This is a genomic window from Lacticaseibacillus thailandensis DSM 22698 = JCM 13996, assembly GCF_001436135.1.
Lineage (GTDB): Bacteria > Bacillota > Bacilli > Lactobacillales > Lactobacillaceae > Lacticaseibacillus > Lacticaseibacillus thailandensis.
This window is the reverse complement of sequence record NZ_AYZK01000004.1, coordinates 1-12859: the sequence shown is the minus strand read 5'-3', so window position 1 is coordinate 12859 and position 12859 is coordinate 1. Positions and strand designations below refer to the sequence as shown.

Genomic DNA, 12859 nt, shown 5'->3' with positions numbered 1-12859 from the left:
CTAATTGTTTATTACCCGTTAACGGGCGTTTCCATTACGAATTACTTCTTCTTAGGGCGCTTTGCACCGTACTTGGAACGGCTCTGCATACGGCCGTCAACACCGGCAGTATCCAAGGCACCACGAACGATGTGGTAACGAACCCCAGGCAAGTCCTTGACACGACCACCACGGATCAAAACGACCGAGTGTTCCTGCAGGTTGTGGCCTTCACCAGGGATGTAAGCCGTAACTTCAATCAGGTTGGAGAGACGTACACGAGCGTACTTCCGCAGGGCGGAGTTTGGCTTCTTTGGTGTCATCGTACCAACACGGGTAGCAACACCACGCTTCTGAGGTGCAGGGTTGTCACCCAAAGACTTTGTCTTACTGTTGTAGCTAAAGTTCAGGGCAGGAGCATTACTCTTCTTGCCATGAGACTTACGACCTTGACGTACCAGTTGGTTAATTGTTGGCATATCTAGGTTCCTCCTTTCGATTTCGGTACTACTTATTTAAGTCCACACATCCGGGCGGTTCATTTTTGATTGTAAAAAATGGCCACTTCGGCGGCAGTTTGGCGCGGTGCCAGTCAGCCGTCGGGTGAACCGCATAAACTGAAAAAAGCACCTTTGATAGTATACAAAGTTTTCACGGGGAAAGTCAACTGTTTATTTAAGCGAACGAAGCCGGCTGTGCAGAAAACGAGCGTGTAGTGGACAATAGCCGGAAGGCTCGCACTTAGCCTTTTGGCTATAGTCTGCTACGCGGTAGTTTTCTGGGGGGCGCAGCTCGTTTCAATCAGGGAGCGGAACCCCACGTTCAGAAACTAGAACGTAACGCGCTTTAGCGGTGAAGCCCGTGCTTGGTTTCACTGCTGAAACGCTTTACGTGCAAGTTTCTGCGGGATGCAGCGCGTTTCAATCTCCCACAGCAGCCACCAACGAAGTGATCCCCCGCTCTGCCCCGATTGTAACGCGAAAACCGACAAACTGATAATTTTGGCCTTAACCACCGACTCGCCGACCCAAAATGGCGAAATCTCCCTATGAAAACATCTCACCCGGAGGTATGCCCATGTTCTGGCTTCAACCCGTCCAACTCGTACTCTGCTTTGGCCCCCTGACCTACTTTGCTTACTGTGACCTCCACACCATGAGCATCCCCGCCTACCCGCTTGAAGTGTGGACGACCATCATCTGCCTGTATGGGGCCATGCGGGACTGGCGCCTGCTCGCCGTAGCCCTCAGCACCATGGCGGTCGTCGGGTTACTTGCTTGGAGCACCCATGGATTGGGCAGTGCCGACGTACTGGTGATGGGTGCGCTTGGTGCTTGTCTCGGCCTTTCCAGCGTCCTGCTGACGATTCTGCTGGCGTGTGGGCTGGGGTTGGCGCATAGTTGCTGGCGCCACACACGCCGCATCCCCTTTGTCCCCGCACTCACCCTCGCTGGTATTGTCGTTGTCACCGTAGCCACGTTGCGCCGCTACTTGTGATAGGAGCATATACACTTGTCTTACTATGATAAACATATTAAGATTGAACCTATCAGTTGCGCGCCATGACCCACCCGGCGTGCAGCCAATACATACTACCACGGAAGGGAAGTTCCCTTATGGAAAAATATTATATTGTCGATAGCTCCATGCTACCGGCAGTCATTGAGAAAGTGATTGCGGCCCGGACCCTGCTCGAAAACGGAAGCGTGAAGCAGGTCAGTGAGGCCGTCAAGCAGGTTGGCATCAGTCGCGGAACCTACTATAAGTATAAGGACCTGGTCTTTGCCGCCGACTCCCAGCCCGCGACCCGGAAGGCCGTAATCTCACTGATGCTCCATCACTCGCGGGGTGTCCTATCCGAGGTGCTGGCGGCCCTGTCACACGCAGCGGCCAACATCTTGACCATCAACCAAAACATCCCCATTCATGAATGGGCGAGTGTGACCATCTCGTTTGACGTCTCCAGCCTGACCGGAACGCTGGATGACCTCACCGCCGCCCTCAAGGTTCTAAACGGGGTCAGTGACGTAAGGTTACTCGCGGTGGAATAATCCCCGCCTGCAACCAACACCTCATTGCTATATGTAACGCAAAGGAGCTTGCCGCAACGAATTGCGACAAGCTCCTTTTGTGTAACTAGGACGTCAAGTAGTGGGCAAAACCAACTACTTGTCTGTATCCTCACCCTGCGTGTCCGTTTCCTTCATCTGCTGTTCAATGTCAGAAATAGAGTACACATTGTCAGAAACAGTACCGACCGTCTTTGGTTCCTCGTGACGGTAAGTAGCCATACCAGTACCAGCAGGAATGATCTTCCCGATGATAACATTTTCCTTCAAACCAACCAGTGGGTCGTTCTTCCCGCGGATGGAGGCATCCGTCAGGACACGGGTCGTTTCCTGGAAGGAAGCGGCGGACAGGAAGCTGTTCGTCTCCAGGGACGCCTTCGTGATCCCGAGTAGGACGGCCCGGCCAGTAGCCGGAATACCACCACTAATGATGGTGTCGCGGTTCTGGTCCTTGAAGTCACCGATATCCAACAGGGTACCAGGCAAGATGTCGGTATCACCAGGGTCGAGCACACGGATCTTGCGCAGCATCTGCCGCACCATGACCTCAACGTGCTTATCCCCGATTTCAACCCCTTGCATACGGTAAACCTTCTGTACTTCACTGAGCAGGTAGTTTTCGGTCACCATCACGTCGCTGACCTTAATCAGTTCCTTCGGGTCGATTGAACCACCAGTCAGACGGTCACCACGTTCAACGTGATCACCTTCGGCAACGGCCACACTGGAAGCGTACGGTACGTTGTACGTCCGCGTGTCAGTCGTACCCTGAACGGTAATTTCACGGGTGTGTTCAGCCGGGTTCTCATCGATCCCGGTAATTTCACCAGTAACTTCAGTAATAACAGCCAGCCCTTTAGGGTTACGTGCTTCAAAGATTTCCTGAACACGAGGCAGCCCTTGGGTAATATCTTCACCACCGGCAACACCACCGGTATGGAAGTTACGCATGGTCAGCTGGGTACCTGGTTCACCGATCGACTGAGCGGCAACAGTACCAACAGCTTCACCAACTTCAACTTCTTCACCAGTAGCCAAGTTACGGCCGTAGCACTTCTGGCAAACACCATGACGGGTGTTGCAGCAGAAGACGGAACGGATCGTGACTTCTTCGACACCAGCATCAACAACCTTCTGGGCGATATCTTCGTCCATCAGCGTCATGCGTGGTACCAAAATTTCGCCCGTCTTCGGATCACGGATGGTCTTCATGTTGTAACGGCCAACCAGACGGTCGTACAGCGGTTCGATCATTTCGTTACCTTCAGTGATGGCCCGAACAACCAAACCACGGTCAGTGCCACAGTCCTCTTCACGGACGATGACATCCTGGGCAACGTCGACCAGACGCCGCGTCAGATAACCAGAATCGGCGGTCTTCAAGGCGGTATCGGTCATCCCTTTACGTGCACCATGAGTACTCATAAACATTTCCATGACGGACAAGCCTTCACGGAAGTTCGAGATAACGGGCACTTCCATCATCCCACCGTTAGGCGCAGCCATCAGACCACGCATCCCGGCAAGCTGGGTAAAGTTAGAAATGTTACCACGGGCACCAGAATCACTCATCATGGAGATAGGGTTCTTCTGGTCAAAGTGTTCGATCAGCTTCTGCTGAACCTGGTCCTTCGCGTCGTTCCAGATGGAAATGACCCGCTCATGACGTTCGTCATCAGTGATCAACCCACGCCGGAACTGCTTGGAAACCATGTCGACCTGCTTGTGGGCTTCAGCGACGATGTCCGCTTTTTCAGGCAAGTGAGGCACATCGGCAACCCCAACAGTCAAGCCAGACTTGGTGGCCTGCGTGTAACCCAGGGTCTTCATGTCATCCAACAGGTCACTAGTCCGCTGCACCTTGTAGGTCTTGAAGACCTCGGCAATGATGTCGGACAAGAAGCCCTTCTTGAACGGACTGATTGGTTCCGCGTTGGCCAAGTAATCGTTAATATCCTGACCTTCTGCCAAGAAGTACTTGTCCGGTACACCATTAACGATGTTGTCACGCGTCGGTTCGTTCAGGAACGGCAAACCTTCGGGCATGATTTCGTTAAAGATGACCTTACCCACGCTGGTGACCATGATTTTACCACGCTGATCATCACCGAACGGCTTGTTGGGCAGACCTTCCGTAGACAGGCCAATGCGAGTATGCAACGTGACGTCGCCATCCTCATGCGCCATGATGACTTCGGCAGGATCCTTGAAGATCATGCCTTCGCCAACTTTGCCTGGTTCCTCAATCGTCAAGAAGTAGTTCCCCAAAACGATATCTTGAGAAGGCGTAACGATTGGCTTACCATCCTTAGGTGCCAGGATGTGGTGTGCCGCCAGCATCAGCATGCGCGCTTCAGCCTGAGCTTCATCAGACAGTGGCACATGGATAGCCATTTGGTCACCATCAAAGTCGGCGTTGTAGGCTTCACACACGATTGGGTGCAAACGCATCGCCTTACCATCAACCAGAACGGGTTCAAAGGCTTGAATCCCCAAACGGTGCAGCGTAGGCGCACGGTTCAGGAGTACTGGCCGTTCCTTGATGACATCGGCCAAAACATCCCAAATGTCATCATCCTGACGGTCGATCTTCCGCCGGGCGTTCTTAATGTTGCTGGCCAGGTCACGCTTAACCAATTCGCGCATCACGAATGGCTTGAACAGTTCCAAAGCCATTTCACGGGGCAACCCACACTGGTAAAACTTCAGCGTAGGGCCAACGTCGATAACCGAACGGCCAGAGTAGTCAACACGCTTGCCGAGCAGGTTTTGACGGAACCGGCCCTGCTTACCTTTGAGCAGGTGTGACAAACTCTTCAACGGACGGTTACCAGGACCCGTAACGGGACGGCCACGACGACCGTTGTCGATCAGGGCGTCGACGGCTTCCTGCAACATCCGCTTTTCGTTCTGGACAATGATGTTTGGTGCCTTGAGGTCCAGCAGGCGCTTCAACCGGTTGTTACGGTTGATAACCCGCCGGTACAAGTCGTTCAGGTCGGAAGTGGCAAACCGACCACCTTCAAGTTGCACCATGGGCCGCAAGTCCGGTGGGATAACCGGAATCGTGTCCATAACCATCCACTCCGGCTTGTTGCCAGATTCGAGGAAGGCATCCAAGATGTCCAACCGACGAATGGCACGGGTCCGCTTCTGACCGGTTGCCTTCTTCAGCTGTTCCTTGAGGTCAGCAACTTCCTTCTCCAGGTCAACCTGCTCCAGCAGTTCCTTGACCCCTTCAGCACCCATCTTGGCCACAAACTTACCGTTGTACTCTTCGTACTTTTCACGGTATTCATTTTCGGTCAGGAGTTGCTTCTTGACCAATGGTGTGTCCATTGGGTCAATCACAACGTAGGAAGCAAAGTAGATTACTTCTTCGAGGGAGCGTGGCGACATGTCCAGTACCAGGCCCATCCGGCTAGGGATACCCTTGAAGTACCAGATGTGGGAAACCGGTGCAGCCAACTCAATGTGGCCCATCCGCTCACGGCGAACGTTAGCACGGGTAACTTCAACACCACAACGGTCACAAACAATGCCCTTGTACCGAATGCCTTTGTACTTACCACAAGCACAGGTCCAGTCCTTGGTCGGGCCAAAGATGCGCTCGTCGAACAGACCGTCGCGTTCTGGCTTCAACGTACGGTAGTTGATGGTTTCGGGTTTTTTAACTTCCCCATACGACCAGCTGCGAATCTTGTCTGGCGATGCCAGGTTGATTTGCATACTGTCAAACTTGTTGACGTCAATCACAGGGTACCCTCCTATTCGTTATCTTTTTGCTGTGCAGCCTTAGCTTCCGCTTCAGCTGCCTTCTTTTCTTCCTGCTGAGCCGCAAATTTCGCTAATGCGTCGGCGGAACCGCCTTCGTCATCATCGTCGTCCAGGTCACGCAGTTCAATTTCGTTCTTCTGGGTGTCAAGCACCTTCATGTCCAAGCCCAAAGACTGCAATTCCTTCACCAGAACCCGGAAACTTTCTGGGACACCTGGGTGCGGAATTGGTTCGCCCTTAACGATCGCCTCGTACGTTTTCACACGACCCACAACATCATCGGACTTGTACGTCAGAATTTCTTGCAGGGTGTAAGCAGCACCATAGGCTTCAAGGGCCCAAACTTCCATTTCCCCGAAACGCTGGCCACCAAACTGAGCTTTACCACCCAGCGGCTGCTGCGTAACCAAGGAGTAAGGTCCAATGGAACGAGCATGGATCTTGTCATCAACCATGTGGGAGAGTTTCATGTAGTACATAACCCCGACGGCAACCCGCGTTTCGAACGGTTCACCAGTGCGGCCATCATACAGCACACTCTTACCATCGCTAGCCATACCGGCTTCCTTAACGGTGGCCCACATGTCATCTTCAGTCGCACCATCAAAGACTGGTGTAGCGACGTGGATGCCTAACTTACGTGCGGCCATCCCCAAGTGCAGTTCAAGTACCTGCCCAATATTCATACGGGATGGCACACCCATTGGTGACAGACAAATGTCAACTGGCGTACCGTCTGGTAAGTATGGCATATCCTCTTCAGGAACCACGATGGAAACAGTACCCTTGTTACCATGACGACCGGCCATCTTGTCACCAACCTGAATCTTACGCTTCTGGGTGATGTAAACCCGGACCATCATGTTGACACCTGGAGACAGTTCGTCACCATCTTCACGCGTGAAGATCTTGACGTCCTGCACGATACCACCACCACCATGCGGAACACGGAGGGAAGTATCACGGACTTCACGAGCCTTTTCACCAAAGATGGCGTGCAACAGCCGCTCTTCAGCGGACAGTTCCGTCACACCCTTGGGCGTAACCTTACCAACCAGGATGTCGCCGTCCTTAACTTCGGCCCCAATGCGGACGATCCCGTCCTCATCCAGGTCCTTCAAGGCGTCGTCACCAACGTTAGGAATTTCGCGGGTGACCTCTTCAGGTCCCAGCTTGGTGTCACGTGATTCGGACTCGTACTCCTCAATATGAATCGAGGTGTAAATATCTTCCTTCACCAGACGCTCGGACATAACGATGGCATCTTCGTAGTTGTACATGTTCCACGTCATGAAGGCGATAATTGGGTTCTGGCCCAAGGCTAATTCGCCCTGGTCCATGGCTGGCCCGTCGGCGATAATCTCGCCGGCGTCAACCTGGTCACCCAAACGTACGATTGGTGTTTGGTTGTAGTTCTTGTTGGCGTTACTACGCCGGAATTTCATCAGGTGGTAAACATCCTGCGTGTCGTCTTGACGCCGTACCTTGATGACCTTGGCGTCAACGTACTCCACACGACCAGGGTGCTTAGCAAGCAACGCAGTACCAGAGTCATGCGCAGCTTTGTACTCCATCCCCGTGGCAACCAACGGTGCGTGGGGGCGAACCAAAGGTACGGCCTGACGCTGCATGTTGGCACCCATCAGGGCACGGTTGGAGTCGTCGTTTTCCAAGAACGGAATGCAGGCCGTGGCCACAGCAACTACTTGCTTTGGCGAAACGTCCATGTAGTCAACCTTCTCAGGACTAACTTCAATGTTGTCATCCTTGTGCCGGGCCAGAACGGTCGCGTCACGGAACGTACCGTCTTCGTTTAACACGGAGTTGGCTTGGGCAACAACGAAGTTATCTTCTTCGTCAGCCGTCAGGTAATCAATCTTGTCGGTAACCTTGTGGGTCGTCCAGTCGACACGCCGGTATGGCGTTTCGATGAAGCCATAACGGTTAACCACGGCGTAACTAGCCAGGCTGTTGATCAGCCCAATGTTAGGCCCTTCAGGCGTTTCGATTGGGCACATCCGCCCATAATGTGTGTAGTGCACGTCACGCACTTCGTAACCGGCACGATCACGGGTCAAACCACCAGGTCCTAAGGCGGACAGACGCCGCTTATGCGTCAATTCACCCAACGGGTTGGTCTGGTCCATGAACTGTGACAGCTGGGATGAACCAAAGAATTCCTTAATGGATGCAACCACTGGCCGAATGTTAATCAATTGCTGTGGCGTAACGGTGGAAGTGTCCTGAATGGACATCCGCTCACGGACCACCCGTTCCATCCGGGACAAACCGATACGGAACTGGTTCTGTAGCAGTTCACCCACGGAACGGATCCGCCGGTTACCCAAATGGTCGATGTCATCGGTCGAACCGATGCCTTCTTGCAGCAGCAAGAAGTAGTTCATCGATGCCAAGATGTCGGCTGGCGTTAGGTGCTTCAGCAATTCGTCAATGTGACCATTACCGATCATGTTGACTTCTTTGTCCGGTGTTACCTGGGAGTAAACCTTCACTACCTGCAACGTAACGGGGTCTTGGAGGACACCGTCTTCGTTCGGCTGGTAGGTGACGGTTTTAAAGTCGTCGCGGTCCAGGTACTGGCCCAGTGTATCCATCATCTTGTGGGTCACACGGTCACCCTTTTTGGCGATCACTTCACCGGTATCGGGGTCAGCCAGCGTCTCAGCCAGCGTCTGACCCAATAGGCGGGACTTCAAGGACAGCTTCTTGTTGACCTTGTAACGGCCAACACGAGCCATGTCGTAACGCTTCGGGTCAAAGAACCGGGCGTACAGCAAGGAGCGACTGGAGTCAGCCGTCTTTGGTTCGCCTGGGCGTAACCGTTCGTAAATGTCCTTCAGGGCCTCATCAGTCCGGGAATCGTTCGTGTCTTTGTGGACGTCCTTTTCCAACGTCAGCATCAACGAATCGCTGTCACCGAACATGTCGATGATGTCTTGATCCGAGCCAAAGCCCAGCGCCCGTACCAGTTCGGTCAACGGAATCTTCCGCGTCCGGTCGATACGGACGTAAGCAATGTCCTTAGCGTCGGTTTCGTATTCCAGCCATGCACCACGGTTAGGGATAACGGTCGTCCCCCAAGTCGTGCGGCTGTTCTTATCGATTTCGCTGTTGAAGTACACCCCAGGGGAACGTACCAACTGCGAAACGATTACCCGTTCGGCCCCGTTAATGATGAAGGTACCTTGTTCAGTCATCAGCGGGAAGTCACCAAAGAAGACGTCTTGCGACTTGATCTCACCAGTTTCGTGGTTCGTCAAACGTAGCGTCACGTGCAACGGTGCGGAGTAGTTGGCGTCGTGCTGACGAGCTTCCTCCACCGTGTACTTTGGTTCTAGCAACTGGTAATCAACGTATTCCAGACTCAAGTTACCCTGGAAATCGGAAATCGGCATGATATCGTCGAACATTTCCTTCAGGCCTTCGTCGAGGAACCACTGGTAGGAATTCGTTTGAATTTCAATCAGGTTGGGCAGGTCCAAAACTTCCTTGATCCGGGAGTATGACCGGCGCGTACGGTGCTTACCGTAGTTCACATTGTGTCCTAAGTGCTGCTCTGCCAAGTTGTTCACCCCTCTAAAATATTGGCGGCAATCCATTGTAAAGAGAACGTAAATTTTGTTAAGTTCAGATTACAACTGCTACGGTTACGACCTTACAGGCAAAAAAAAACCAAAAGCAGTAAATTCACGCCACTGCTTTTGACTTTTTCTGCGGCGCCACGCGGACAATAGATCGCGCTTAACCTTCTGCTTCGTAACCGAAATGCAACTGGTGATAATATTATCAGTCTTCTGGTTGCATGTCAATGAAATTACTGGATGGTCACGGCGTCGTCCGCGGGGTGCTCCTGCTTCTTAACGTCGAAGGTGATGTTACCTTTACGGGCACCAATAACGATGGTGTCACCAGCAACGGCATCACCCGCCAGCAAAATTTCACTCATCCGGTCTTCAACCTTGCTCTGGAGGGCCCGCCGTAACGGCCGGGCGCCGTATTCAGGATCAAAGCCGGCTTTGGCAATCGCGTCCACCGCGGCGGGCGTGATCCGGACGCCGATGCCCATCGCCGTGACCCGGTTGATCAGCGTCTTGGCCATCAACTTCACGATGGCGTGCAACTCCTTTTTGCCCAGACTGTGGAAGACGATCGTTTCGTCAATCCGGTTGATGAATTCAGGACGGAAGTACTTCTTCTGTTCCTCCAGTACCCGAGCCTTGGTGGCCTCATAATCATGACCATGGTTTTCGGCACCAAAACCGACGCTCTTTTCGTCACGTAGCGCGGTTGCCCCTAAGTTCGAGGTCATAATCAGGATGGTGTTCCGGAAGTCGACCATCCGCCCCTTGGCGTCACGCAGGTAACCATCATCAAGCACCTGCAGCAACAGGTTGAAGACATCCGGGTGAGCTTTTTCAACTTCATCCAACAGCACAACGGAATATGGTTTGTTACGAACCTTTTCCGTGAGCTGGCCACCCTCTTCGTAGCCGACGTAACCCGGTGCTGCCCCAATGAGGCGGCTAGTACTGTACTTTTCCATGTACTCGGACATGTCGACACGGATGAGGGCATCTTCACTCCCGAACATGGCTTCAGCCAAAGCCTTGGCCAATTCCGTCTTACCAACCCCAGTTGGGCCGAGGAACATAAAGCTCCCAATTGGCCGGTTAGGGTCCTTGATACCGCTACGTGCCCGCCGAATGGCCCGGGCAACCGCACTCACGGCCTCATCCTGACCAATGACCCGATGGTGCAGGACGCGTTCAAGCTTGATCAACCGCTCGCTGTCCTTACTCGTGAGCTGGGTAACCGGAACCCCCGTCCATTGAGCTACAACTTTGGCAATATCTTCCTCGCCAACCACAACATCGGTCCGTACGTGTGGCTCACCGTCATCGCTATCGGCGACCGCGGCGTTGTTCGCAATTTTGTCGCGCAACTTCATCTCGCGCGCACGAATCTTAGCAGCAGCTTCGAAGTCCTGTTCACTGATGGCCTCTTCTTTGTCAGCAACCAATTTAGCGAGTTTCTGCGCGTCCTTATCGGCCGCAGTCGGCTGCTCATCCGCATCCAGACGTACCATGGCCGCAGCTTCATCAACCAGGTCAATAGCCTTGTCCGGCAAGAACCGTGACGAGATGTACCGGTTAGACAAGCGGACAGCCGCGGAGAGTGCAGCATCACTAATGGTAATACCGTGGTGCTGTTCATAGCGTGGGCGTAAGCCCTGCAAAATCTTGAACGCATCGTCGGTGCTTGGTTCGTTGACCTGAATGGTAGCAAACCGCCGCTCTAGGGCCGCGTCCTTTTCAATGTACTTTTGGTATTCATCCAGGGTGGTAGCACCGATGAGTTGCAGCTCACCCCGGGCCAACGCTGGCTTCAGAATGTTGGAAGCATCGATGGCGCCTTCAGCACCACCGGCCCCAATCAAGGTGTGCAGCTCGTCAATAAACAGGATAACTTGCCCGTTGGCGGCTACCTCCTCGATGACCTTCTTCAAGCGGTCCTCAAACTCACCACGATACTTAGTACCGGCAACTAATGAGCCCATGTCGAGCATCATCAGCCGCTTCTGGCGCATTTCCACCGGCACGTCACCGGCGACGATACGCTGAGCAAAGCCTTCGACCACCGCCGTTTTACCGACACCAGGTTCGCCAACAAGCACCGGGTTGTTCTTGGTCCGCCGCGCCAGGACTTGAATCAGGCGGTGAATTTCTTGGTTCCGACCCACCACGGGGTCCAGTTTGTTTTCACGGGCGGTTTGGGTTAAGTCGCGGGCCAACCCGTCAAGCGTTGGGGTCTCCACCGTTTGGCGCTGACGCGCACGGGGACGCTTGGCCTGCTGCCGCTCGGTCACGCCCATTTTCTTCAATACCAGTTGCCGTAATTTAGTGAGGGACAAATCGGAATTCTGAATGATCTTGGCGGCGATGGTATCGTCATCACGCAGTAATCCCAACAGGATGTGCTCCGTACCGATTTTGACCGCGCCGATCTGCTTAGCCTCATCACCAGCGGCGGCCAAAATGGCTTTGCCTTTGGGTGAGTAGGGCAAAAAGCTGTCCGGACCCAACGCGCTGTCGGGCACAGTTCCGTAACCGGTGAAGGCTTCAATGTCGTCGTGGACCTCGTCCTCATTGACGCCCAGTTGCCGCAAAGTTTTGCCGGCAACGCCCTCTTGTTCAACAACCAAAGCCAGGAGGATGTGTTCAGAGCCCACTGCATGGTGGTGGAAGGACTTGGCCTGTTCCTGTGCGATTAACAGCACATTCTTGGCACTGATCGTAAATAAATTATCCATACTATACCTCCTGGAACGTGGTTAACGTTCATACCGCAGACTATCCAGAAACGCACGCATCAACCGTGCCCGGATAACCTGTTCTGACTCACTATCGGCAATGGCTAACGTATGGTGACTCATCGCCGCCAACATCGCGTTACCAGTCTCACGTGCAATGACGTGTGCATCGAACAATTGCTGCGTCATTACGCGAGCGTCACTTTCACGTAAGTGGTCGGGAACGTGGGCCCGCATCAGGGTCAATGGTTCCTGTTCATCGCGCAACTGCGCCTTCACGATGCGAATATACCCGCCACCGCCGCGCTTACTCTCCACCGCATAGCCACGCTGCGGGGTAAAGCGGGTCTTTAGCACGTAATTGATCTGCGAAGGTACACAGTTGAACCGTTCAGCAATTTCCGACCGGCGAATCTCCACTTGTCGCTGCTCCGCCAGTATTGCGTTCAAGTACGCCTCAATAATATCCGACATGCTTTGCGCTTGCACGCGATCACCACCCCTTGTATTTGACTAATCTTGACTTTCATCCATTATACTTATTTTAATGAAGTTTGCCAAACACGATTTGTCAGCCTATAACACGGTGGTTTGGTGCTTTAAGTTACCAGTTTGTGGAGTACTTGTCAATGAAAGCACAAAAAAACGGTCTAACCGTGACGGCTAAATCGTCAAATGAGTCGGGAAAACAGGATTCGAACCT

7 protein-coding genes are annotated in these 12859 nt (G+C 53.3%); 2 read left to right on the top strand and 5 right to left on the bottom strand.

Annotation, left to right across the window (positions count from 1 at the left end; translation table 11 throughout):
• Positions 1-41: 41 nt before the first annotated feature.
• The gene (gene rpsL, locus FD19_RS06600; RefSeq protein ID WP_056969442.1) at positions 42-458 is read right to left on the bottom strand and encodes a 30S ribosomal protein S12; all 417 of its coding nucleotides are present in this window, start codon (positions 456-458) and stop codon (positions 42-44) included.
• A gap of 598 nt (positions 459-1056) precedes the next feature.
• Between rpsL and FD19_RS06595 the strand changes: the two genes are divergently transcribed.
• Both FD19_RS06595 and FD19_RS06590 read left to right on the top strand, forming a co-directional pair.
• A complete protein-coding gene (locus FD19_RS06595) occupies positions 1057-1476 on the top strand; it encodes a prepilin peptidase (RefSeq protein WP_056969440.1) in 420 nt (139 codons plus the stop codon).
• 119 nt (positions 1477-1595) lie between these two features.
• Entirely contained in the window at positions 1596-2030 is a 435-nt protein-coding gene (locus FD19_RS06590) for an ACT domain-containing protein (protein ID WP_054750911.1), read from the top strand.
• Positions 2031-2144: 114 nt separating this feature from the next.
• On the opposite strand, the gene rpoC is transcribed toward FD19_RS06590, so the two are convergent.
• From rpoC to FD19_RS06570, 4 genes are all read right to left on the bottom strand, one after another.
• On the bottom strand, positions 2145-5804 hold the full coding sequence (gene rpoC, locus FD19_RS06585) for a DNA-directed RNA polymerase subunit beta' (RefSeq protein ID WP_056969438.1): 3660 nt from the start codon (positions 5802-5804) through the stop codon (positions 2145-2147).
• A gap of 11 nt (positions 5805-5815) precedes the next feature.
• Positions 5816-9418, bottom strand: a complete 3603-nt coding sequence (rpoB, locus tag FD19_RS06580) for a DNA-directed RNA polymerase subunit beta (protein ID WP_305068999.1) — start codon at positions 9416-9418, stop codon at positions 5816-5818.
• A gap of 242 nt (positions 9419-9660) precedes the next feature.
• Entirely contained in the window at positions 9661-12156 is a 2496-nt protein-coding gene (locus FD19_RS06575) for an ATP-dependent Clp protease ATP-binding subunit (protein WP_056969437.1), read from the bottom strand.
• Between the two features lie 21 nt (positions 12157-12177).
• Positions 12178-12645 carry a CtsR family transcriptional regulator gene (locus tag FD19_RS06570; RefSeq protein ID WP_056969434.1) on the bottom strand — a complete coding sequence of 156 codons (468 nt, stop codon included), beginning with the start codon at positions 12643-12645 and terminating at the stop codon, positions 12178-12180.
• Positions 12646-12859: the final 214 nt, after the last annotated feature.